Below are 23,295 nucleotides of genomic sequence, written 5' to 3'. Positions count from 1 at the left end.
ATTTTCTCCCCCTTAAATGGATACCTTTGTCAGATAGAATTCATTAATTGATTTGTAACCCGATGCCAAAATGCCTTCTGTCGTGTCGTAGATTTCATTGATGCCGTTATTGATGAGCATCACTTTGTCGCAGTACATTTCGATTTCATCCATATTATGTGTCGTTAATATGACCGTGCCGCCTGTGCGTTTGTTGTAATCGGTAATGTATGACCAAAGGATGTTACGCATATGAGGATCTAAACCGGTCGTTGGTTCATCCAAAATCAATAGCTTTGGTTGTGATAAAAAGGCAATCGCTAGACTGACAATTTGCTTCCATCCACCAGAAAGCTTATCGAAATACTTTTTACGATGTGGCGTCAATTTGAAGTCCTCGATAATTGTGTTGATGTCGAGTGGTGATTTGTAATAGGCTTTGAATAATTTAAGCAACTCGACTACCTTTAGCGTTTTGTAGAACTGAGTTGGTTGCAGGACGACGGAAATTTGTTGTCGGATTTGTTCTAGTTGATTCATCGAGAGTGCTTTAATTTCTTTATCAAACAGGGCGACGTTTCCTGTATCGTATTGTTTAATCGTCATAAGGATTTCAAGAAATGTCGATTTGCCTACCCCGTTTTTTCCAATAACCCCAATAATCTCGCCTTGTTGTGCTTGAAAGTCCAGCCCTCTCAGAACATGATTGTTACCATATTTTTTTTGTAGGTTGTTGACGTTGATGATATTCATTGCAATCCCTCCGCTTAAGTTCTTTGTAACCAAAGTGTATGTGGTTTTGAATGACCTGTCGTTGTGATTTCGGTGACTCGCGTTTATTAGAAGGTAACTTACAGAAAATGATGGATGAAATACATTTGGTTTTTGAATGGCTTTAAAGGGAAATATGGTTAATTAAGAGAATAGGTAGTAGGGGGTGTCAGGAATGAATTCATTGCAACCGAAAAAGCGGAGTAAGTTACGCATATTTCTCGGGAAGAAAGCGTATCGCTTAAAGCGCTATTCAGAATGGTACATAGATGGCAAGAAGTATGCGACAAAGCGAGTGGAGGATCAGTTGCGTCATGTTGTGTTTCAACATCGAACGCCTTTGCTTCGCGAGTTGAAAGATGTAGATATGGAATTGCAAAGGAATAAAATCATCAATTTAAAGATTGCGGTGAAACGGTTGAATGGCATCGTGCTACAACCTGGTGAAACCTTTTCTTATTGGCGTTTGATAGGCAATACGACGAAACGGAAGGGCTATGTCGAGGGCATGATTTTGCATTATGGCAAGGTAACGACGGGCGTTGGTGGGGGATTGTGCCAGCTGTCGAACCTGATTTACTGGATGACGATTCACACGCCTTTGACGGTAACGGAACGTTATCGCCACAGTTATGATGTATTCCCAGATTCGAAGCGTAACCAGCCATTTGGCAGTGGTGCGACATGTGCCTATAATTATTTAGATTTACAAATAAAGAACGAAACGACTGAGCCTTATCAGCTCGTTGTGTATGTGACGAATACTTCGCTTGTTGGTGAATGGCGTACCACTAAGGCGGCAAATCGAACGTATAAAGTGTATGAAAAGGATCATAGTTTTACGTTGGAATTATGGGGAGGCTATGTGCGCCATAATTCGATTTATAGAGAAGTGTATAACATGAATGGTGAAATGATTGATGATGAATTTATTACAGAAAATCATGCGATTACGATGTATGAACCATTTTTGAGTTATGGGGAGTGACTACCATTATAAAAGTTGAGAAATTATATGTGCGCATATTGAAAGAAGACGATAAATATCTTCTGGCCAAATGGCTTTCTGATCCTGAAATTCTTCAGTATTACGAAGGCAGGGACAACTCGTTTGATGTGAGGAAAGTGGAAGAGAAGTTTTTCGAAGAAGAGGACGATGCTACTCGGTGTCTGGTTGAATTTGATGGTGAGCCAATTGGCTATATTCAGTTTTATGAAGTGGATGAAGGAGAAAGAATTACATATGGCTTTGCAGACGTGATGGAATCGATTTATGGCATGGATCAGTTCATCGGAGAATCAGCCTATTGGGATAAAGGAGTAGGAACGCAGCTTGTTCGCTCGATGGTGGCGTATTTAATGGATGAAAAAGGTGCGGATTGTGTTGTGATGGATCCGCAAACGTGGAATGAACGTGCGATTCGCTGTTATGAGAAGTGTGGGTTTGAGAAAGTGAAGTTGTTGCCGGCGAATGAGTGGCATGAGGGTGAATATCGGGATTGTTGGTTGATGGAGTATCGAAAAAGAGTTGGTGGTGAGGTGTGAAAAATCGAGGTTCTTCTATGAGTAAGGAAAATCATTGTATGACGTATTCGTTTGCCAGCAGACATCCACTTGGCAAACGAATACGTCGATATTGTGTGTGGTGCTTAATAATCTAACTGACGTAAATAAAGAAGTAGCTCGTCATCGTTTAGTTTTTTGATTCTGTACTTCCGAATTTGATTTTCGATTTTCCTGTAATCAGCATCTTTGTTGCTAAAAAAGGTAGCGACATGTAGGATTATCTCAGCTAAAACAGCTACCATTCCAGCAGAACCTAACCCCGTGCCCATCGTTTCAATTTCGAGAAGTTGCCCTTCGGCGAATGGAACGATTTCTTTTTTATATTCGCCTTTGATGACAATATGGGTTTCTTTATTTTTAAAGGCTAACAATAAATCTTCTATATTGAATACTTCAAAGTAGGCATTTTCTTTTTCTAGGCCTAATAGTTCTTCTAAAACGGTTCCTTCACTTTTCCCAACTGTTTTTGCAATGGCTTGGATAGTTTTCACGGAATAGCCCGTTACCTCTTTTTTGTTGACATTTGAAAGCATTTGCTGGCTCAGCCCGGTTTCCTTAAATACATCGTAGCGTTTTTTTTCGTTTTTTTGCAAATAGACATCTAACAGTCCCATTTCAAATTCCTCCTTTTTAATAAAATTTAGTTTACTGAAATTAAATTTACTAAAATATACTTTACTAAACTATATTATAGTATATGTATGGGGAGTTGTAAAGTTATACTCAGAATTATCTTTTAACTCGGTTAGTGAACCTATGGAGAAATAAAGGAGTAACCATTCTGGTGCTACCTGTTGGTTGGTGGAGTATCGAAAGAAAGTAGGTGAATAGGTGTGAGAAATCGAGCTTCTTCCGTTATTATCGAAAACAACAAAGTTGCATTGATTAAAAGGGTTAGAGCTGGACAAGAATATTATGTTTTTCCTGGTGGTGGAATTGAACAGGATGAAAGTCCAGAACAAGCTGCGATAAGAGAAACGTTCGAAGAATTAGGTGTTCATGTTGCGATTAAAGGTAGCCTTGGAATTGTTAATTATAATGGGTTACAGTCCTTTTTTATTGCCGAAGTTGTTGGTGGTGTATTCGGAACGGGAGAAGGTGAAGAGTTTAAGGGTGAATGTAAGAATAGGGGTACTTATGAACCGATGTGGGTCGAATTGGAACAATTATCATCATTGGACGTTCATCCGATAGAGATTGCAGAAAAAGTATCATCTTTATATAGAGATTGAAATAGCAAGAGGGGGAGCGTATGAATGAAACAAGATTGCAGCCGCTAGAAGCTGCAAGTAGATTTATTGCAGCAAAGTTTCCGAATTGCCAAGCTGCATTGCTAGCTGGAAGTGTGGTTAGGGGTGAACAGACAGCTACATCCGATTTGGACATCGTTGTTTTTGATGACAAAGTCGAGTCGGCGTATCGTGAATCATTTATTGACTATGATTGGCCGATTGAAGTGTTTGTGCATAACCTCTCCTCGTATAAAGACTTTTTCAAGCTGGACTGTGAGAGGGCTCGTCCTTCATTGCCACGGATGGTTTCGGAAGGGCTTGTCATCAGTGACTCGGGAGTTGTTCGTACGATAAAGGATGAGGCAGATGAACTGTTGAAACAAGGTCCTGCTATGTGGTCAGAGAAAACGATTGAAACGAAGCGGTATATGCTGACGGATGCGCTTGATGATTTAATTGGTTCAACGAATCGGGCCGAAGAGCTGTTCATTACGAATACATTGGCAAATGCCATCCATGAATTCGTTTTGCGGACAAACGACCAGTGGGTTGGGGAGTCGAAATGGGTTGTGCGGGCTTTGAATGACTATGATGAGGACTTTGCGGGGAGATTCGTGCAAGCGTTTGATATGTTTTATAGAACGGGTGCTAAGGGTGAAATAATCAACCTGGCTGATGAAGTACTGCAACCCTATGGTGGTCGGTTATTTGAGGGATATTCGATGGGGAAAGGTGATCGCATATGACAACTACATACGTTGATTGGGGAGGGCATAAGTTGATGCTGACATGGAAGAGCAATCTTATGCCGAGTCGAGAATTAATCACAAGTGTGCATGGATTTTGTTTTTATCATGGGGAGTTAGTGATGGTCAATTTGAATGATCGTGGTTGGGATTTTCCGGGCGGTCATATCGAAGTTGGAGAAACAGCTGAAGTCTGTTTTAGGCGTGAGGCGATGGAGGAAGGATATGTGGAGGGGGATTGTCAGCTACTTGGCTCAATGGAAGTGAACCATAGTGAGAATCCGTTATGGAGTGGCTCCAGTCCTTACCCGAAAGTGGGTTATCAAGTATTTTACCGGATGGATATTACGCAATTACATCCATTTGAAGCTAAGTTTGAGTCATCGGGACGAGTTTTTATTCAACCTGAAGAGGCTGCGGATTATCATAAAGGCTGGCACGCCGTGTTGGATGAAATTATGCAGGAGGCGAGGGCGAGGGAATGTTCATCAGAAAATTGAAAGAGCACGAGACGCCGCCTTTCAATCTTTTATTGCTTGCTGATCCATCGCAGGAATTGGTAGAGGAGTATTTGGCGATTGGGGAATGTCATGTAGCTGAAATTGAGGGTGAAATCGTCGGTGTTTATGTGCTGGTGAAGTTGGATGCGGAAACGATGGAGATTATGAATGTTGCGGTGGATGATCGGATGCATGACCGAGGGATTGGCAAGAAGTTAATTGGCGATGCGATTCAAACTGCGCGGGAGCTAGGTTATCGATCACTGGAAGTAGGAACGGGTAATTCGAGTATAGGTCAGCTCGCGCTTTATCAGAAATGTGGGTTTCGTGTGGAAGGTGTTATAAAGGATTTCTTCATTGATAACTACAAGGAAGCGATTTTTGAAAATGGTATTCAATGTAGGGATATGATTCGACTTGCGAGAGGTCTTTGATTATGAATCACGGAACTTTTGGTAATGGGCTATTTCGATTAATTAAGAAATAAAAGGAGAAAACAGCGAAGGATTGCGTATCTTGAATAGTGGTAGCTATTAACGAAGTTACTTTCAACTGTTCTCCCGTTATTTCCAAAAGAAGAATAATTTATAGTGGGAGTGACACCGATTTGAATGTGCGAGAAATAGAAATTTCAGATGCAGAAAAGCTTTCTGATTTAATTCAATAAGTAGAGGCAAGTTCTGATTATATGCTTTGGGGAGCTGGGGAAAGGGTAGTTACACATGAGCGTCAAAAGATGATGATAGAGCGTATGAAAAGGAGTGGAAATTCAACTATACTTGTAGCTGACAACGAAAGTGATGAGTTAGTAGGATACTTATTTGCTATCGGTGGTGATGCGAAAAGAAACAAGCACTCGGCTTATATTGTTGTTGGTATTTCCAAGGATTATCGGGGGCAAGGTGTCGGGTCGAAATTATTTCAAGCTTTGGAACAATGGGCTATTCATCACGGGATCCATCGCTTGGAATTAACAGTTGTTACCCGAAATGAAGCGGGTCTGTCTTTATATAAAAAAATGGGCTTTGAAATCGAAGGAACGAAAAGGAACTCGTTGTATATTGCTGATGAATTTGTTGACGAATACTATATGTCGAAGTTAATAAGCCCTAAAGTACTTTAAATAATCGCGCTAGATAATGGAGGTGTAGTTACTAGCATGGGCAATATTCATATAAGAGCTATTGATGATACCAATGAGTGGATAGTTAGAAAGATAAAATTGAAACCAGGACAAGAAAAATATATTGAATCGGTAGATGAGTGTATAAAAGAAGCGAGTACATACCATCAATGGCGCCCAGTGGCACTATATGATGAAGAGGATATGATTGGATTTGCAATGTACGGTTCTTTCGGACCAAATAAAGATACTTGGATTGATCGAATTATGATAGATGAAAAATATCAAGGCCAGGGCTTAGGGAGAAAAGCAATGCGAAAACTGATTGAGATCGTTTCCGAAGAATATGGGGTGAAAGTGATCTATTTAAGCATCATTGAAGAGAATGAAGTGGCTTTTAAATTATACAAAAGTATTGGATTTGAGTTTATGAATGAAAGGGATCCAAATGGGGAGCTTATATTTCAGTATGTAATGAACTAGAGTTGGTGATAGAATGTTCCAATTGTTTTCGGTCATGGAAAAAATCTATGAAGCGACTGTGTACACCTTTGGAGAAATTCACCTACCTCATTCCGCAATACCATTTTGTCACAAATACGTCGGATGACAAACGTTAACTTTCTTAGTAATCTGATAGTAATGGGTTGTGAAGTTTTTGTGAGGAGGATGGCGGGATGAAACGGATTTTTATCGTTCTTTTAATAGTCGGTATGATGGTTGGCTGCTCGAATGTGTATAGCGAAGAAGAGGGCTATCGAATGGCGGTTATCAATCACGGTTTCCCTGTTCCGAAAAATGCTAGTGAGATTCGACCTGAAATTTGTACAACGGAAATTGCGAAATCGGCGAAATATAAGTTGAAGGATGTTGGTGGCGAGCAGGGCGAACCACCGGCGCATTATTTGGCAGAGATTGAGGACTGGGGCTGGACAGAGTTGGTAGATCAGCGCGTCGGCAATGTTCATTATTATAAAAAAGAAGGCAAAATCATGTCGCTTGTTTTTCAAAAGCATATTTTTGATGTGTTTGAAATGAGCGATGAGGTGAAGATGTAGGAGACTCCTTTTTATAAAGAATAGGGAGGGGAAGAAGCTGAAGAAGTATTTTATCGTGGCTTTTCTTGCGCTTGGTTTGATACTTTGTGCTGTGATTTGGTGGGAAAAACCGCTCTATAGCAACGATGAGGTATCTATCATTGAAGTCATTCAGTCTATTGAAGGCTATGAGGATAAAACGGCGACGATTGACATTTTAGATATAACAGACGTAAAGGAACATCGGATCGTCAGTCTTCTCTATAATCAAAGCCCGGCTCATGCTGGTTTTACCCGAAATGATAAGGGAAATTATCGATGGTCCTATTTTGAAATAAGAAAGGATGAATCCCTTTCACAATTCGGGGTCCATATGCTCGATCAGGATGATATACCTCCAACAATGCTCTACATAGCGAATGAAAATAATAAAGTTGCCAAAATACAAATGACTGTCAATGATGAAGTTATGGAGGTTGACATACGTCCAAATGCGAGAGATGTTGTGTGGGTAGAATTACCGGAGAATCGGGAGAAGAGTTATCAATTTTACTATGCTTATTTCGATGAAGAAGGGAATCAAATCGAACAGTTTGAATAATGGAGTATGAATAAAAAGGAGAATCCATCTACACGGATTCTCCTTTTTCATATGATTAATCGCCCAAATCGACGTTATGATACACCTGTTGAACATCTTCTAAATCGTCTAGTGCGTCAATCATTTTTTCGAATTTCGCTTGTGCATCGGAATCGAGTTCTACGAAATTATGTGCCAGCATTGTTAGTTCGGCGACAGTGAATTCTGTAATGCCCGCATTTTTGAATGCTTGTTGGACGATATGGAACTGGTCCGGTTCAGCATAAACGATGACAGTTTCTTCTTCTTCTTCGAGAATATCGCGAACTTCAACGTCTGCGTCCATGAGTAATTCGAGTACATCATCTGCTGATTTTCCTTCAATCCCGATCACGGCAGTGGCGTCGAACATATAGGAAACGGATCCACTGACACCCATATTGCCATTATTTTTGCCGAATGCAGCGCGTACTTCTGATGCAGTGCGGTTGACGTTATTTGTTAATGTATCAACGATGACCATTGAGCCGTTTGGACCAAAGCCTTCATAGCGCAGCTCGTCGAAGTTTTCTTCAGCGCCGCCTTTTGCCTTTTCGATGGCACGGTCGATGATCGCTTTTGGTACACTATATGTTTTTGCGCGTTCAACAACCACTTTAAGCGCTTGGTTTAGTTCTGGGTCAGGCTCGCCTTGCTTAGCCACTACATAAATTTCACGGCCAAATTTTGCGTAAATACGGCTTGTATCCGCATCTCTTGACGCCTTTTTCTCTTTAATATTATTCCATTTACGACCCATTGAATTTCACTCTCTTTCGATTGAGCATAGATTTACTAGTATTATTATACAACAATTGTATGCGTTGAGACGAGTGTGAAATGCAAAAAAATAGGCTAGTGGAAGAATTTTATTTGCTGATGATGGTTGGACACTTTCAAAGTTTTGTTGGAAAGTTGAGCTAAATGGAGCGGCACTTCATTCCTACCGTTATCACTAAAAATCACGCCAACAACAACGCATCCAAATCCAAAATCACAATCTCCCGCTGGCCACTTTGCTTAATCCAGCCAGCACTTTCAAAATCAGCGAGCTTTCGACTCACTGTCTCGGGCGTCGTGCCAAGATGGGAGGCGAGGTCTTTTCGACTCATTGGCAAGGTGATGTCACTGCGTTTTTGTTCCTCGACTAGATCAGCGAGGTAAATCGCGACGCGCGTTTCGGTAGACTCCATGGCAATACTAGCTGCTTGTTTTTCTGTTTTCGATAATCGTGTCGAAAATTCAGTAAGTACCTTCAATGCAATCGCTGGGTATTTCAATAAAAATTGCTGGAAATCATCCCGCCCCATGACACACAACTCTACAGGTTCGAGTGCTTCAGCATAGGCGTCGTGGACCGACTCACTAAATAGTGAAAGCTCACCTGTAAAATCACCAGGCTCTAAAATACGAACAAGCTGCTCTTTGCCATTGTCGGACAGTCTGTAAATTTTCACACGACCTTTATGGACGATGTACAAGCCATCTGATTTTTCGCCTGCACGGTAGATTGTATGGCCTCGCCCGTGCGAAATTGCATGCGTCTCCTTGACAATTTCTCGCATTTCGACGGCATCCAAATGATTGAAAATCGGCACGATAGAGATGCATAATTTTTGCATCTCAACTGTACCTTCTGTCTGGTGATTACACGTATTCATATCTGTCACTACCCACACCCCTCACTCTGTTAGTAATGCCGCTTCAGCTACCTTTACTTCTTTCTTTCTTTTAGTATACCGAATTAAGCGGACAGCGTTGAGGATAACGATTAGTACACTCAATTCATGGATAAGCATACCGGATGCCAAGAAAACTTTTCCGAGTAGGACACCTGCTAGCAATAAGACAACCGTGCCGACTGCGAAAAGTGTATTTTGCTTCATATTGCGGACAGTTGCTTTGGCAAGTGAATAGGCATGGGAGAATTGATCCAATCGGTCTGCCATTAACACAACATCGGCTGTTTCCATGGAGATATCTGTACCACCTTCACCCATTGCGAGCCCGATATCTGCTGTTGCGATGGCAGGTGCGTCATTGATGCCGTCTCCGGCCATTGCCACTTTGTGACCCGCATCTTTCAATTTCTGAATTATGGCCACTTTGTCTTCAGGGAGTAGCTCCGCATGCACTTCATCAAGACCAAGCTGTGCACCAACAAGTTCTGCGGTGTGCCGATTGTCTCCTGTAAGCATAATGATTTTTTTCACGCCACTGGCACGTAATTGCTGGAGTGCTTGTTCAGCTTCGGGGCGAATTCTATCAGCGATGGAGAAAATACCTGCTACTTTCCCGTCTATACTCGCAAAGATAGCTGTATTACCAGCCTTTTCACGCTGTACTGCATAGGATTCGACAGATTCTTCAATAGAAATTCCTTCGGAGGCCATCAATTTGCGATTCCCGATGGCAAGTAATTTCCCGTCAATGCGGGCGCGTATGCCATTCCCTTTAATGACTTCAGCATCTTGGGGCTCATTGATGAATGAAAGGTTGCGCCTCTTCGCTTCCTTGACAATCGTTTGCCCGAGATGATGTTCGGATATCATTTCAGCCTCTGCAACAAGTCGCAATAACTCATCTGCATCCCCTGCGAATGAATGGATATCTGTCACTTCAGGACGTCCGCGTGTCAGAGTTCCTGTTTTATCAAAAACAACAGTGTCGATTTTTGCGAGCTTCTCCATAATGTCGCCGCCTTTAATGAGAACACCGTTACGCGCACCATTTCCGATGCCAGCGACGATGGACACAGGTGCAGAAATAACGAGTGCGCCTGGACAAGCGATCACAAGGAATGTCAGTGTCATTTCGATATTACGTGAGAAGATATAGACGAGTACAGATAACACTACAATAGTAGGTGTGTAAATATTGGCGAAGCGATCCAGAAATTTCTCTGTTTTCGATTGTGATTCCTGTGCTTCTTCGACTAATTCGATAATGCGCGCAAATGTTGTATCGTCTCCGACACGATCTGCGATGACTTCAATAAAGCCATTGTCGACAATTGTTCCGCTGAAAACACGATCCTCAATTGTTTTAGAAGCTGGGACGGATTCCCCGGTAATGGCTGCTTCGCTCAACGTCGCAGCACCAGATACGATATGACCGTCAACTGCAACTTTTTCGCCAGAGCGAATAATAATGCGGTCACCAAGTACAACATCGTCAATATCAATCGTCATCGTTTCACCGTCACGGATGACCGTCGCTTCAAGGGGTGCCATGTCAACTAATGCCTTTAAAGAAGAACGTGTTTTTTCCAATGTTCGCGCTTCAAGAAAAGCACCAAATAAGAATAGGAATGTGACGGCTGCGGATTCAACATATTCTCCGATGAATAGCGCACCAATGACTGCAATCGTGACAAGTAGTTCAATGCTAAACGCTTTCATCCGAAGAGCTTTAAATGCTTTTATCATGATTGGGGTTCCGGCAATGACAGTGGCAATAATAAGCACCGCCTGCCTCCAATCATGGAGGCCAGAGATGTGTAGCCCGATTGCAGCCGCAAGCAGTAAGCCTGAAATGGCGGTAATCTGGGATGTTCGTTTGGCGTTCATGTAAATCACTCCCCTTTTAGGAAACTTTTTGTGACAGCACGGGATAGCCAAGTTTAACGATGATACTTTGCAATTCATCCGCTTGAATAACGCTGTCATCGAACTGTGCACGAACTTTTCCAGAGTGGAATAAAACTTTTGCTCCCCCCACGCCGTTAACTTTGTTTAATGCACTTTCAATTTTCTTAATACAAGATGGGCAACTCAGTGGCTCTAAACCGAATACGACTTTTTTCATTTTTCTCATCCTCCAGTAGTTGTATTGTTTTCCTTCTGTCTATAGAATAAGCCGTTTCGGAAGATAAAACCTTGACGTGTATCAAGAACGAAAAAGTTGTTGAAAAAATTTATGATAGGATAAAAAACAATGTAGTATACTATAGATAGGCGTTTAAACTTTCATACAGAAAGGAACTAGACACATGGAACTTATTTATAAAGGCAAGACGAAAGATGTATATAAAGCGGAGGGCAACAATGTTCTCCTTAAATTCAAAGATGATGTAACGGGTGAGGATGGCGTTTTTGACCCGGGTGCAAACACAGTTGGCTTAACGATTGAAGGTGCAGGGCAATCGGGACTTCGGATGACAAAATTTTTCTTTGAGAAGATGGCGGAAAAAAATATTCCAACGCATTATGTTGCAGCTGATCTTGATGAAGTAACGATGACGGTGAAGTCAGCGAAGATGTTTGGTAAAGGGCTTGAAGTCATTTGTCGGTATCGTGCTGTTGGGAGTTTCCTACGTCGATACGGGGCTTATTGTGAAGAAGGACAAGCATTGGATGCATTTGTTGAAGTGACGCTGAAAGACGATGATCGCAATGATCCGCCTATTACACAGGATGCACTTGCGCAGTTAGGTTTATTGACGGCAGAAGAGTATGTGACGCTTGAGACGTTGACGAAACAAATTTCGAGTGTTGTGAAGGACGAGCTCGCAGCAAAAGGCCTTGAGTTATATGATATTAAACTTGAATTCGGACGCGATGGCGTTACAGGTGAAGTGATGCTGATTGATGAAATTTCAGGCGGCAATATGCGCGTTTACCAAAACGATGTCTATATTACACCAATGGATTTAGAGAAATTGGTATTGGCGTAAAATGAAAACCGCTGTTCATTCCACAAGACGTGGGATTGACGGCGGTTTTTTCTTTGCTACCTTTCATACATAATAAAATGATTGAAGACCATCCTTCCTTTATAGAAAAAATTTTGGAGGGAATTAGATTGAATCAAAAAATGATTGTATCTATTTTACTAGCTACACTTTTAATCGTCAGTGGCTGTAGTAAAGGCAGCAATACCAAGTTACCTGTGAGTGGTGAGAATGCCAAAGCGCTTGTTACTCCAATCATCAATACGGAAGGGAATGAAATAGGTGAAGCTCGTTTTGTAGAGTCTGGGGATGGCGTGACGATTAGTATTCAGGCGGAGGGTTTGCCGCCGGGAGTGAAGGGCATTCATATCCACGAAACAGGCGTCTGCACACCACCAGATTTCACTTCAGCGGGCGGCCACTTTAATCCAACACATAAAGAGCATGGCTTCGACAATCCACAAGGATTCCATTTAGGCGATTTGCCAAACATCGAAGTCGATGCCAATGGAAAGGTAGCGACGGAAGTGACAACTGCCGAACTGACAATGAAACCGGGTGCTACACATTCGATTGTCGATAGCGACGGCAGTGCACTTGTTATACATGAAAAAGCGGATGATTATAAAACAGATCCATCTGGTAATTCGGGTGTTCGAATTGCTTGTGCTGCGGTCAATAAATAATAGGCACTCGGAGCTTTCCTGGCAACTTCAATAAAATCACTTCAACAAAAAATTCTCTGTATAGTACGGCTGGAACTTTTCGTTAAAAGCAACACCTGTACCGAGATGGCTGTAAGTATCTAATAGAATATTTTCACGATGGCCTTCGGAGTTCATCAGGCCCTCGTGTGCGAATATACTACTGGACTGACCGTAGGCTAAATTTTCACCGGCACTGCGGTAGGTCACGTTGTCGTCGTCCATTCGATCGAAGGGGGATTTACCTTGTTTATTTTGATGGCTAAAATAGTCGTTGTCGGCCATGTCGCCACTATGATTGCGCGCCGTCTCTGCAACGTTGCCCTCCCATTGTAGAATGGAGTATCCGTGGCGGACGCGTGCAGCATTCGTTAAATCGAATAGCTGTTGCTCAAAGCCCTCTTGTAATTGTGCATCACCGCCGGCATAAATGCCGGTTTTTTTCTGTTCTAATGTAGTAGCAATCAGTTGGATAGCGGTCACTTTACTTTGTTGATGTAAATCATAAAAAACATAAGTATAGGCATCTTCGGATTGAAAAACGTCGAAGCCCTCGCTTTCCTGCAATACGAAGATATTCAAGCCTTTACGGATTTCTTTAATAGGCTCGCCAAATGTTTCGCGTACAGCTGTTTTTGAAGAGCCGTATTTGATATCAGAAGTCGATGAAATGAGATCATCATTTGTGTAGATAGCGTTCACTTTTTTCTGTTCATCGAATGACACCATAACAAAGTTTTGGTAGCCGTTGTGATACGTCAACCATTCAGAGCCATATTCGTTCATGGAACGATTTTTAGGTTTACCAAGCTCAGCAGTTACCTGTTTTTCAGTACTGCCTAGCTCGATGTTATGAATGGAAAGTTGTGTTTTCACTGGTTTCTCTAATACTGGTTTTTTAGCTTCAGAGACCGTTTCTTGTACCTCAGCTGATTTCGAAGTGAGGAAAAAGACGGCTTTGTCAGCACCGTCGGCAATATAACGAATAGCGGTATCGACTGATTCTTTATTTAAAAGGGAAGCCATTTTTTCATCGACAGGTTCAAGGAAGGAAATATCGACGTAGCGTGAGACCGGCTCTTCCCAAAGTGGTTTTGCGAGATACAGTGCAGCAATGAATAGGATGAAAAAGAATAATCGTTTCATGGAATCGCCTCCTATTTGCTATTGTAACCCGCTTATATACGTTGAATACAGTGAGAACACTATTGTTGGAAATAATTGCTTGATCCATGGCGGTGATAAAGTGTAACAAGACGGTGATAATCGCTATCCGCATTTCCAGTCCCCGCCAAAAAACGGTATACTGGTAGAACAACAGATGATCGGAGTTTGGATAGTATGACTTTATCGAAAAAAATGATCAATGCACAGGTGATGGATCGCAATGCGGACTTATTTAGATGCCCGATATGTTTAGCGGAGATGGCGATGCTGGATATGTCACGGCTTGTTTGTACGCATAACCACTCCTTTGATTTATCGAAAAATGGGTATGTGAATTTGGCGCCACAAGCACATATGACAAAGTATGACCAGTCGTTGTTTGGGGCAAGGAAAACAGTGATGACTAGTGGTTTTTTTGATGGGGTTTTGGATGCCGTTATTAAGACGATTGAAGGCCAAGGACATGCAATTATTCTTGACGCAGGTTGTGGGGAAGGCTCCCATTTGTCAACGGTTGTTGAACGGCTCACCGGTGAAGTGACAGGTGTCGGGATTGATCTGGCGAAAGAGGGCATCACGGCTGCTGCTAAAGAGTATCCAGGTTTGATATGGAGTGTGGCGGATCTTGCGAATTGCCCATTTCAAGACGACCAATTCGATACGATTTTAAATATTTTATCGCCTGCAAACTATGCGGAGTTTACTCGTTTATTAAAACCAGGTGGCTTGTTTGTCAAAGCGGTACCGGAAAGTGGTTATTTAAAGGAGCTGAGAGCTATTTTTTATGAGGATAAAGAGCAAAAAGACGACGCGGATCCAGTGGCGCGAGTGGCGGAGCATTTTGACGAGATTAGCACAGAAAGGGTTATCTACACTTTCCCATTAGCAGATGGACTTCTTGCACCGCTTATTCAAATGACGCCACTCACATGGGGAGCGAGTGCGGACAAGATTGAAGAGGCATTGCAGACGGCTATTCCAGAAATTACGATTGATTTTACTCTTATATTTGGTGTGAACAGAGAGGAGACAGGTTGATGTTTGGTGGAATGGGCAGTGTGCCAGGCTGGTTTTATATTGTTGCTATTGCAGTTGTTGTGTTGATTATCATTTTTACTGAATGGAAGACGCGCTAATTGTGAATCAATTATGCCTAGACCCCTGCTGAATTCAAATAAGAATAATGGTATACTTAAACGAAATTAGAGTGGAAAAGAGTGAACGGATATGCTGACATTTGAACAGAAGCAAGCAATTATTGAATCTTACCCGGAACTAACACGAAAAGATGTGTCTATGAAGCGGGTTAACTATCATTATGAGGATAGCTTGTATGACAAGACGGTTGTCGTTCAGCATTTGCATCCAAATGGCAATGGCTTTGTCTATGTAGCGGGTATTGCAGGCTATGAAGCGGATGAACGCGGTTTGGTCAATATTCGTGAAGCATCAGAAGAGGAATTACGCAAAACAATTGCGGATTCTATCGTGGCATTGTCGCAAGGAGAAAGTGAAGAACAGGCAGTTGAACAGCACTGGGCGAATGCGGCTGGAGAAAAGTTAGTGTTGATGGAAGAGTTAGGTGCTTGGAATTTATATCATGGTTTGAACTTGGAGGACAGCTTTGGCGATTATGTAGAAGCCGTTGCTTATTTGAAGGAAGAGCAGTTCAAACAGGTGGAGGGGGATTCCGAGTGAAGGGCAAGCGTCTAGCTATTGGGATGGTCCTGTTTATAATTGTCGGGATTATCGCGATTTACTTTGCGATGCAGGCAACGTTTAAAAAGGATGCAAATAGTATGGAGTCAGTTATTGAATTAATTTTATAAAAAATGGTTTCGCATCCCTACGTGGAATGCGAAACCATTTTTTGTTGTCCTTGTGGAGTTATTTCCTTTTTTCAAATCGTCGATTATCTGAGCGGTACAATCCTTTTCCAAATGGCAACCACCAGTTCCACTTACCAAATAATTTCATCAAGCTTGGCACAAGAAGAAGGCGGATAATCGTTGCGTCGATCGCAACTGCAATGGCGATACCGACTCCTATTTGCTTCACTGGTAGGACGTCTGTAAAGGCAAATGCACCTGTCAATACAATCATAATAAGTGCAGCGGACGTGATAATCTTGCTTGTCGTCGCAAGCCCTTCAACGGTTGCACGATCATTGTCGAATGAATTCGCATACTCCTCCTGCATTCGTGAAATGAGGAACACTTCATAGTCCATGCTCAGCCCAAAGACGAGGCTGAAGACGAGAACAGGAATGATGAGTGCGATTGTTCCGGTTTCAATCCCGAAATGCCCATATTGGAAAATATAGACGAGAATCCCGAACGTTGCAGCAAGCCCGATGATATTCATCAAAATGGCTTTTAACGGAATTAAGATCGATCGGAAAGCAATCATTAAGATAAAGAATGTTGAAACGACAATGATGATGAGCGCATAGACGATTTTATCCCATATTTCATCGAAAATTTCCTGATTGAACTTTGGTTGTCCACCAATGGATAGATTCCATGCCGTTTCTTTCTCAGACCAATCACGTGCCCACTGTTGGGCTGCGTCGGAATCCCCTGTTGCACCAAGTGTTACGGGAATCATTAGCTGTTTGTCCTTGACGAATGTTTCAACAAGGGAAGAGAGTCCGGCGGCCATTTCTGGCACTAGCATGGCTTGTTCCCATTGTTCGACTGAACTGATGTCACTTGCGGTGAAAACGGTTGTTACTTTATCGACAAGTGAATCCTTTTCCAATTGTTCTTCAAGTGCTTTCATCGCTTGAAGGCCAGCTGTATCCTCCCAGCCGTTAGCGCGTTCAGCAATAACATAGACGGATGATTGCTCACCTAGACCGAATGTGTCATCCATTAATTCAAAAGCTTGACGCGTATCGTATGACTTGGGAAGCGCATCAATCCCTGGAATCGTCAGCTCCATATTTTTTACAGGAATCATTGCGATCCCGAGTAGGATAAAGGCTATAATTGTAATCGTCACGGGTCGTTTAATAACGCGGTGTGCAAATGTACGCCAATTATCCGAGCCATTCGTTTTAGGTTTAAGTAATTGCCATTTGTCAATACGGTCACCGAGTACAATGAGCACAGACGGTAGCAGAGTCACGGAGCTAAGAACAGCCATTCCGACAACAATCATGCCGCCCAGGGCGATATTTTGGAAAATAGCAACCCGAATAATCAGCATGGCACCTAGTCCGATGAAGACACAAAACGCCGAAAAGATAATGGAGCGTCCTGCTGTACGGATGGTTGTAGAAATGGCCTCCAGCAAATCGCTTTTTTTACGTTCTTCACGGTAGCGACTAATGAAGAGCAAAGCAAAATCGATACTGAGTGCAAGCCCGAGCATCGGGATAATATTTAACACAAAAATAGATAGATCCATTTGACTACCAAGAATCGTTAGCACGCCGAATGATGTTACGACGGTGACAATCCCGATAATAAGTGGGACGAATGAAGCAACGACTGTCCCGAAGGCGAAGAGTAGGACGATAATCGCAATCGGCAAACCAATGGCTTCGGCTGTCATTAAGTCACGCTGACTAGCTGTATTGATATCTTTTGAAATTGCCGAAGCACCTGTCAGTGTGATTCCTTTTTCATCGCCAATCGCCTCACGAATAGCTGTCACGCTGTCAGCTTTATTTTCGGCTTGATTATCGAAGTGGAGCAGTGCGTAAGAAACGTCTTCTGTGTACTGCGTGTCATCGTCTAACGGTGAAGCGATTGCTGACGTTAGATTGAGTTTTTCGATGTTCTGAAGCGTCGTTTGAATTTTATCATCCGAAATATGATCGAAGACGACAAACATCGTCTCTGCTGGCATATCAAATGTACTGGATACGATATCAATCACATCGGCATGTTCGCCGTCCATTTCGAAACCGTCTCCTTCGAGCAGCCCTGGAAGCCTAATCGCAAAAATAGTCATCACAATGAAGATGGCAATCCATGTAAAGATAATATATTTGTGGGCGCTTGTTACAAATCGCGCGAGTGTGCGCATATAATTCATCCTTTCAGTATGTAGGTTAACTCTATAATTCTATCATAACGGAAAATGTTGGGGATGTCTTTTCTAGGGGGAGCAATTAAGGGGATTAGTTGAACTGTTATGGCGAGAGTAGAAACTGTAATGGGGATTAGCCGAACTGTCACGGCAAAAGTGGAAACTGTAATGGGGGGTGGTCGAACTGTCATGGCAAGTGGAAACTGTAATGGAGATTAGTCAAACTGTCACGGCGAAAGTAGAAACTGTAATGGGGATTAGCCGAACTGTCACGGCAAGTGGAAACTGTAATGGAGATTAGTCAAACTGTCACGGCAAAAGTGGAAACTGTAATGGAGATTAGCCGAACTGTCATGGCAAAAGTGGAAACTGTGATGGGGTTGGTCAAACTGTCATGGCAAGTGGAAACTGTAATGGAGATTAGTCAAACTGTCATGGCAAAAGTGGAAACTGTGATGGGGGTTGGTCGAACTGTCATGGCAAGTGGAAACTGTAATGGAGATTAGTCAAACTGTCATGGCAAAGAAAAACTGTCTATACAAAGAAAAAACCCAATCCTCGAAAGGACTGGGTTTTGAATGGTTAATTAAAATTAGTTTTTGTTAACGTTTGTAGCTTGAAGACCACGTTGGCCTTGCTCGATTTCAAACGTTACATCTTGGCCTTCTTCAAGAGACTTGAAGCCTTCTCCTTGAATAGCTGAGAAGTGTACGAATACGTCGTCGCCATCTTCACGTTCGATGAAGCCAAAACCTTTTTCTGCGTTAAACCATTTTACTTTACCTTGTTCCATGTTTGTTTCCTCCTCGTATGCTATGTGCATACATTGTGTTACTATCCTTGCTCAAGTCTTGAAGCGGTCAAGATGTATTCGAGACCATCGCGCCGAACAAAAATAATTCTTCTTTATCATAGCAGAGCCTAAATGGGAATGCAAGTGAAATGATCAATTTAAAAAAACAAATTAAGAACCTGATAGACAATCGCAGCAAGTGTTGCTGAAATTGGCAATGTAATGATCCATGTCATAACAATTTTTTTAGCAACGCCCCAGTTAACGCCTTTAACTCGTTGAGCCGCCCCTGATCCCATGATTGCTGAAGAAATAACATGGGTTGTACTAACAGGTAAGTGGATAAGTGTCGCTCCGAAAATAATCATAGCAGATGATAAGTCAGCTGCCGCTCCATTCACAGGACGAATCTTCGTAATCTTACTGCCGACAGTCTTGATAATTTTATACCCACCGATTGCCGTTCCGAGCCCCATCGCAGTTGCTGCGGCAATACGGACCCAAAGCTGAATATCGTCCCCAGTCTGTAAATTAGCTGAGATAAGCGCCATTGTTATAATCCCCATTGCTTTTTGTGCATCGTTCGTACCGTGCGTGAAGGCTTGCAGTGCAGCCGTTCCGATCTGTAGATAGCGAAATCGTGTATTTGCTTTAAACAAATTCCTGTTTTTAAATAAAACCTTGAACAACGACATCATGAGGAAGCCGACTGCAAGCGCGAGGAACGGGGAAATGAGAAGCGCCTGTAATATTTTCAAAAAGCCTTCGTAATTTAAAATACCGAATCCAGCTGCAGAAATAGCTGCTCCAGCGATAGATCCGATTAGTGCATGTGATGAGCTGGATGGAATTCCGAAATACCATGTAATCAAATTCCAAGCGATTGCGGATGTAAGAGCTGCCAAGATAATGAGCGAACCATTTGTCAGAACGAATGGATCGACGATATCTTTGGAAATGGTTTTTGCTACGCCGGTAAATGTGAGTGCACCGACAAAGTTCATAATAGCTGCCATAAAAATAGCGGTCCTCGGTTTTAATGCACGTGTGGAAACGGATGTCGCAATGGCGTTTGCTGTATCATGAAATCCGTTGATGAAATCAAAAGCGAGCGCAAAAACAACGACCAGTATCGTGAGGAAAAGAATTGTATCCATAGTTCTCCCCCTTACGCGTTGCGCATAATGATTGTTTCAATTGTATTGGCAACGTCTTGGCAGTAATCCGCAATATCTTCAAGTTGTTCGTAAATGTCTTTGAACTGGATTATGCGAATTGGGTCTTTTTCATTAATAAAAAGCTGTTTGATGGAGGTACGAAATACTTCGTCGCAAATCCGTTCATACTCTTTGATAAGCACGGCGTGGTCACGCATCGCTTCCAGTTTTTTTCTTGCAAGTAATTGCATAGCTTTTACAATTTCATCAGTACTTTTCACGATATTTTCCATGAATTTTTGCACATACTCGTCAATTTCGGTAAGAGAGAACATTTCAAGATGGGCTGCAAAATGCTCGATGCCATCGAGGACATCGTCCATCTTAATAGCCAACTGTAAAATGTCTTCCCGTTCAATTGGTGTCATGAACGATTTATTGAGCTTTGAAATGAGCTCGTGAATAAGTGTGTCACCTTCTGTCTCATAATTCTTGAGCTTAATGCTTACTTCTTTCAAGTCAGCGACAGTGACTACTTTAAAGTTGTCTGCATAATGGACCGCTTCTTGCACATTTTCTGCAATTGTTAACAGTGCTGTGAAAAAAGGATCGGTTTTACGTGGTTTTAACATCAGTTATGCCTCCATCCGTTTCCGGAAATATATTAATGAACCTTCCTATCATAGCAAATACTATTTAGGATTGGGACAAAATTCGACGACATTTACATAAATGTAACAAAACTTTTACAGAAACAGGGTTGCGCTTTTGAAAAGTAATAATTCGGTAATTTAAATGTACTTCTTTAGCGTGCCCTTATTCAAAAAGATTAACAAAGTGTACAGTGCCCCAGTCAAGTGCCATTAGCAATTTACCTCTAAAGAACAAGGCAAACAATCACTAGTAGCATAGTCAGCATCACGAATTGGAATGAAAAAATTAATTTATTAGCAAATTGAAACTTATTACAAAACTGTCCGTATATAATAGTAAGGCAAAAAAGTGGAAGTGGAGGTGATGGAATGGAACTGTTTGGGATGCCGATTGTGCAAGTATATTTGGTTGTATTGATCGTTGCGGGCCTTGCGACGGTGCTGTACATCTTTTTCAGTGATATGACAGAAGGTATTGGTGAGGCAAGTCCATTGTTAGATCCAGCAATTATACTTGCGTTCATAACACTTGCCGCAGCTGGTGGTTATATACTGGAGCTTGTTACAGCCTTGAACAGTGGAATCATTATCGTAATCGCGTTAGTTATCGCGGCTGTACTCGATTTCTTGTTGTATATTTTTGTACTTCTTCCTATAAGGTCGGCTGAGGTATCACTTGCTTATACAGATGAGTCGTTGGAGGGGCAGGTTGCTAAAGTGATTGTCCCTGTTCCGGTAGATGGCTTCGGTGAAATTGTCATCGAGACGGTAAGTGGTATTTTATCGAAAAGGGCAGTAGGATATGAAAATAGGGCAATTGAGTATGGGAAAGAAGTACTCATTATTGAAGTGAAGGATGGATCATTCATCGTCAAGGAGTATGAACCATTTCGTTTTAAGTAATATTAAAGGGGGAAAAGAAAATGGATATGGGAATTTGGATTGCGCTTGGAGTTGTAGCATTTGTTTTGTTGGCAGTCATTCTTGTTTATGTATCGAAGTATAAGACAGTTGGACCAGATGAAGCACTAATTGTGACAGGTAGTTATTTAGGAACAAAAAATGTACATACGGATGAGTCAGGTAATCGCATTAAAATCATCCGTGGTGGCGGGACGTTCGTGCTACCCGTGTTCCAACAAGCGACACCACTTAGCTTATTATCAAGCAAGCTGGAAGTGACGACGCCGGAGGTCTACACGGAGCAAGGTGTTCCGGTTATGGCTGATGGAACAGCAATTATTAAAATTGGTGGTTCAATCTCAGAAATTGCGACAGCTGCCGAACAGTTTTTAGGAAAATCAAAGATTGACCGTGAAAACGAAGCAAAGGAAGTATTAGAAGGTCATTTGCGTTCGATTTTGGGTTCCATGACCGTTGAAGAGATTTATAAAAATCGAGATATGTTTTCACAAGAAGTACAACGTGTGGCTTCGCAGGATTTATCAAAAATGGGGCTCATTATCGTTTCGTTTACAATTAAAGATGTACGTGATAAAAACGGTTACCTTGACTCACTTGGGAAGCCGCGTATTGCTCAAGTAAAACGTGATGCAGATATCGCAACAGTTGAAGCAGAAAAAGAAACGCGTATTAAAAATGCAGAAGCCTCTAAAGAAGCACAAAAAGCAGAAATTGAGCGTGCGACTGAAATTGCAGAAGCAGAAAAAGAGAATCTGTTGAAAGTGGCAGAGTACCGTCGTGAGCAGGACGTAGCGAAAGCGCGTGCTGACCAAGCGTATGAATTACAGACAGCAGTCTCCAAGCAGGAAGTTATGGAACAGGAAATGCAAGTTCAGATTATTGAGCGTCAAAAGCAAATCGAGCTAGAAGAGAAAGAGATTTTACGTCGTGAGAAGCAATATGATTCAGAAGTGAAGAAAAAAGCGGATGCGGATCGTTATGCGATTGAGCAAAATGCAGAAGCTGAAAAATCAAAACAAATTACGGAGGCAGACGCAGAAAAGTACCGTATTGAAGCGCGTGCGGCGGCAGATGCAGAAAAAGTTCGTCTTGATGGGCAGGCGAAAGCTGATTCTCAGCGTGCACAAGGGGAATCGGAAGCGGATATTATTCGTCTGAAAGGTCTTGCAGAAGCCGAAGCGAAACGCAAAATCGCTGAAGCCTTCGAACAATACGGGCAAGCAGCAATGCTGGATATGATCGTGAATATGCTACCAGAATATGCAAGGGAAATTGCAAGTCCATTGTCTAACATCGACAAAATTACTGTTGTCGATACAGGCGGAGGAGAAGGCGGCGGTGCAAATAAAGTAACATCGTATGCAACGAACTTAATGTCTACGTTGCAAGAAACATTGAAAGCCTCTTCTGGTATCGATGTGAAGGAAATGCTGGAGAATTATTCTGGCAAAGGTACGATTCGCCCGAGCATTGATCAGTTAACGGATGAAGTGAAGGCGGCAAATGCGAAACAGTTAGTTGAACAAGAGGTAGTAGCCGACAAATTTGAATAAATAAGAGAGGAAAGAGTCTGTGCGCGAAGGTGCGTGTGGACTCTTTTTCTAATGGAGTTTT

General features: G+C 42.1%; 29 protein-coding genes. 18 read left to right on the top strand and 11 right to left on the bottom strand.

The window, feature by feature from the left end; genetic code table 11:
• Positions 1–12: 12 nt before the first annotated feature.
• On the bottom strand, positions 13–732 hold the full coding sequence (locus MKZ10_RS00705; protein ID WP_342506920.1) for an ABC transporter ATP-binding protein: 720 nt from the start codon (positions 730–732) through the stop codon (positions 13–15).
• Between the two features lie 193 nt (positions 733–925).
• Between MKZ10_RS00705 and MKZ10_RS00700 the strand changes: the two genes are divergently transcribed.
• Together MKZ10_RS00700 and MKZ10_RS00695 are read left to right on the top strand one after the other, a co-directional pair.
• Positions 926–1,738, top strand: a complete 813-nt coding sequence (locus MKZ10_RS00700) for a VanW family protein (RefSeq protein WP_342506918.1) — start codon at positions 926–928, stop codon at positions 1,736–1,738.
• Complete coding sequence (locus tag MKZ10_RS00695; protein ID WP_342506916.1) at positions 1,735–2,295, top strand: GNAT family N-acetyltransferase; 561 nt, start codon at positions 1,735–1,737, stop codon at positions 2,293–2,295. The genes MKZ10_RS00700 and MKZ10_RS00695 overlap by 4 nt, the downstream gene beginning before the upstream one ends.
• A gap of 104 nt (positions 2,296–2,399) precedes the next feature.
• On the opposite strand, the gene MKZ10_RS00690 is transcribed toward MKZ10_RS00695, so the two are convergent.
• On the bottom strand, positions 2,400–2,930 hold the full coding sequence (locus MKZ10_RS00690) for a helix-turn-helix domain-containing protein (RefSeq protein WP_342506914.1): 531 nt from the start codon (positions 2,928–2,930) through the stop codon (positions 2,400–2,402).
• Positions 2,931–3,149: 219 nt separating this feature from the next.
• On the opposite strand from MKZ10_RS00690, the gene MKZ10_RS00685 reads away from it, so the two are divergent.
• The 8 genes from MKZ10_RS00685 to MKZ10_RS00650 all read left to right on the top strand — a co-directional run bounded on the left by MKZ10_RS00685 (position 3,150) and on the right by MKZ10_RS00650 (position 7,555).
• The gene (locus MKZ10_RS00685; protein WP_342506912.1) at positions 3,150–3,548 is read left to right on the top strand and encodes an NUDIX domain-containing protein; all 399 of its coding nucleotides are present in this window, start codon (positions 3,150–3,152) and stop codon (positions 3,546–3,548) included.
• Positions 3,549–3,568: 20 nt separating this feature from the next.
• The gene (locus tag MKZ10_RS00680) at positions 3,569–4,294 is read left to right on the top strand and encodes a nucleotidyltransferase domain-containing protein (RefSeq protein ID WP_342506909.1); all 726 of its coding nucleotides are present in this window, start codon (positions 3,569–3,571) and stop codon (positions 4,292–4,294) included.
• Entirely contained in the window at positions 4,291–4,794 is a 504-nt protein-coding gene (locus MKZ10_RS00675) for an NUDIX domain-containing protein (protein WP_342506907.1), read from the top strand. The genes MKZ10_RS00680 and MKZ10_RS00675 overlap by 4 nt, the downstream gene beginning before the upstream one ends.
• Complete coding sequence (locus MKZ10_RS00670; protein ID WP_342506905.1) at positions 4,776–5,228, top strand: GNAT family N-acetyltransferase; 453 nt, start codon at positions 4,776–4,778, stop codon at positions 5,226–5,228. The genes MKZ10_RS00675 and MKZ10_RS00670 overlap by 19 nt, the downstream gene beginning before the upstream one ends.
• A 254-nt stretch (positions 5,229–5,482) precedes the next feature.
• Positions 5,483–5,917 carry a GNAT family N-acetyltransferase gene (locus MKZ10_RS00665; protein ID WP_342506903.1) on the top strand — a complete coding sequence of 145 codons (435 nt, stop codon included), beginning with the start codon at positions 5,483–5,485 and terminating at the stop codon, positions 5,915–5,917.
• Between the two features lie 36 nt (positions 5,918–5,953).
• The gene (locus tag MKZ10_RS00660; RefSeq protein ID WP_342506902.1) at positions 5,954–6,400 is read left to right on the top strand and encodes a GNAT family N-acetyltransferase; all 447 of its coding nucleotides are present in this window, start codon (positions 5,954–5,956) and stop codon (positions 6,398–6,400) included.
• Between the two features lie 194 nt (positions 6,401–6,594).
• Positions 6,595–6,975 carry a hypothetical protein gene (locus MKZ10_RS00655; RefSeq protein ID WP_342506900.1) on the top strand — a complete coding sequence of 127 codons (381 nt, stop codon included), beginning with the start codon at positions 6,595–6,597 and terminating at the stop codon, positions 6,973–6,975.
• Between the two features lie 55 nt (positions 6,976–7,030).
• Complete coding sequence (locus tag MKZ10_RS00650) at positions 7,031–7,555, top strand: hypothetical protein (protein ID WP_342506898.1); 525 nt, start codon at positions 7,031–7,033, stop codon at positions 7,553–7,555.
• Positions 7,556–7,610: 55 nt separating this feature from the next.
• On the opposite strand, the gene MKZ10_RS00645 is transcribed toward MKZ10_RS00650, so the two are convergent.
• From MKZ10_RS00645 to MKZ10_RS00630, 4 genes are all read right to left on the bottom strand, one after another.
• Complete coding sequence (locus MKZ10_RS00645; protein WP_342506896.1) at positions 7,611–8,333, bottom strand: YebC/PmpR family DNA-binding transcriptional regulator; 723 nt, start codon at positions 8,331–8,333, stop codon at positions 7,611–7,613.
• Positions 8,334–8,535: 202 nt separating this feature from the next.
• On the bottom strand, positions 8,536–9,234 hold the full coding sequence (locus MKZ10_RS00640; RefSeq protein ID WP_342510300.1) for a Crp/Fnr family transcriptional regulator: 699 nt from the start codon (positions 9,232–9,234) through the stop codon (positions 8,536–8,538).
• A 21-nt stretch (positions 9,235–9,255) separates the two neighbouring features.
• On the bottom strand, positions 9,256–11,142 hold the full coding sequence (locus MKZ10_RS00635; RefSeq protein WP_342506894.1) for a cation-translocating P-type ATPase: 1,887 nt from the start codon (positions 11,140–11,142) through the stop codon (positions 9,256–9,258).
• A 16-nt stretch (positions 11,143–11,158) separates the two neighbouring features.
• Entirely contained in the window at positions 11,159–11,380 is a 222-nt protein-coding gene (locus MKZ10_RS00630) for a heavy-metal-associated domain-containing protein (RefSeq protein ID WP_342506892.1), read from the bottom strand.
• Positions 11,381–11,564: 184 nt separating this feature from the next.
• Between MKZ10_RS00630 and MKZ10_RS00625 the strand changes: the two genes are divergently transcribed.
• The gene (locus MKZ10_RS00625) at positions 11,565–12,248 is read left to right on the top strand and encodes a phosphoribosylaminoimidazolesuccinocarboxamide synthase (RefSeq protein WP_342506890.1); all 684 of its coding nucleotides are present in this window, start codon (positions 11,565–11,567) and stop codon (positions 12,246–12,248) included.
• Positions 12,249–12,376: 128 nt separating this feature from the next.
• Positions 12,377–12,931: a superoxide dismutase family protein gene (locus tag MKZ10_RS00620; RefSeq protein WP_342506888.1), complete on the top strand. Its 555-nt coding sequence runs from the start codon at positions 12,377–12,379 to the stop codon at positions 12,929–12,931.
• 36 nt (positions 12,932–12,967) lie between these two features.
• On the opposite strand, the gene MKZ10_RS00615 is transcribed toward MKZ10_RS00620, so the two are convergent.
• Positions 12,968–14,095 (bottom strand): CAP-associated domain-containing protein, encoded by a 1,128-nt coding sequence (locus tag MKZ10_RS00615; protein ID WP_342506885.1) that lies wholly within the window; start codon positions 14,093–14,095, stop codon positions 12,968–12,970.
• A 195-nt stretch (positions 14,096–14,290) separates the two neighbouring features.
• Here MKZ10_RS00615 and MKZ10_RS00610 point away from each other — a divergent pair, with 195 nt between their 5' ends.
• The 3 genes from MKZ10_RS00610 (at position 14,291) to MKZ10_RS00600 (ending at position 15,945) form a co-directional block, all read left to right on the top strand.
• Complete coding sequence (locus MKZ10_RS00610) at positions 14,291–15,154, top strand: methyltransferase domain-containing protein (RefSeq protein ID WP_342506883.1); 864 nt, start codon at positions 14,291–14,293, stop codon at positions 15,152–15,154.
• Between the two features lie 189 nt (positions 15,155–15,343).
• Entirely contained in the window at positions 15,344–15,814 is a 471-nt protein-coding gene (locus tag MKZ10_RS00605) for a hypothetical protein (RefSeq protein WP_342506882.1), read from the top strand.
• A complete protein-coding gene (locus tag MKZ10_RS00600) occupies positions 15,811–15,945 on the top strand; it encodes a hypothetical protein (RefSeq protein WP_342506880.1) in 135 nt (44 codons plus the stop codon). The genes MKZ10_RS00605 and MKZ10_RS00600 overlap by 4 nt, the downstream gene beginning before the upstream one ends.
• 58 nt (positions 15,946–16,003) lie before the next feature.
• On the opposite strand, the gene MKZ10_RS00595 is transcribed toward MKZ10_RS00600, so the two are convergent.
• Entirely contained in the window at positions 16,004–18,151 is a 2,148-nt protein-coding gene (locus MKZ10_RS00595) for an MMPL family transporter (protein ID WP_342506878.1), read from the bottom strand.
• Positions 18,152–18,444: 293 nt separating this feature from the next.
• Between MKZ10_RS00595 and MKZ10_RS00590 the strand changes: the two genes are divergently transcribed.
• Complete coding sequence (locus tag MKZ10_RS00590; protein ID WP_342506876.1) at positions 18,445–18,660, top strand: hypothetical protein; 216 nt, start codon at positions 18,445–18,447, stop codon at positions 18,658–18,660.
• Positions 18,661–18,746: 86 nt separating this feature from the next.
• Here the strand turns inward: MKZ10_RS00590 and MKZ10_RS00585 are convergent, their stop codons facing one another.
• The 3 genes from MKZ10_RS00585 to MKZ10_RS00575 form a co-directional block, all read right to left on the bottom strand.
• The gene (locus tag MKZ10_RS00585; RefSeq protein WP_067205063.1) at positions 18,747–18,947 is read right to left on the bottom strand and encodes a cold-shock protein; all 201 of its coding nucleotides are present in this window, start codon (positions 18,945–18,947) and stop codon (positions 18,747–18,749) included.
• Between the two features lie 158 nt (positions 18,948–19,105).
• A complete protein-coding gene (locus tag MKZ10_RS00580) occupies positions 19,106–20,104 on the bottom strand; it encodes an inorganic phosphate transporter (RefSeq protein ID WP_342506868.1) in 999 nt (332 codons plus the stop codon).
• Positions 20,105–20,115: 11 nt separating this feature from the next.
• Positions 20,116–20,736 carry a DUF47 domain-containing protein gene (locus MKZ10_RS00575; RefSeq protein ID WP_342506866.1) on the bottom strand — a complete coding sequence of 207 codons (621 nt, stop codon included), beginning with the start codon at positions 20,734–20,736 and terminating at the stop codon, positions 20,116–20,118.
• Positions 20,737–21,126: 390 nt separating this feature from the next.
• On the opposite strand from MKZ10_RS00575, the gene MKZ10_RS00570 reads away from it, so the two are divergent.
• Together MKZ10_RS00570 and MKZ10_RS00565 are read left to right on the top strand one after the other, a co-directional pair.
• On the top strand, positions 21,127–21,660 hold the full coding sequence (locus MKZ10_RS00570; protein WP_342506864.1) for a hypothetical protein: 534 nt from the start codon (positions 21,127–21,129) through the stop codon (positions 21,658–21,660).
• A gap of 20 nt (positions 21,661–21,680) precedes the next feature.
• Entirely contained in the window at positions 21,681–23,234 is a 1,554-nt protein-coding gene (locus MKZ10_RS00565) for a flotillin family protein (RefSeq protein ID WP_342506862.1), read from the top strand.
• The last annotated feature ends 61 nt before the right edge of the window (positions 23,235–23,295 follow it).

It is taken from the genome of Sporosarcina sp. FSL K6-2383, from assembly GCF_038618305.1.
GTDB lineage: Bacteria > Bacillota > Bacilli > Bacillales_A > Planococcaceae > Sporosarcina.
The sequence above is the reverse complement of the archived record's forward strand: the minus strand, read 5'-3'. Positions and strand labels throughout refer to the sequence as shown.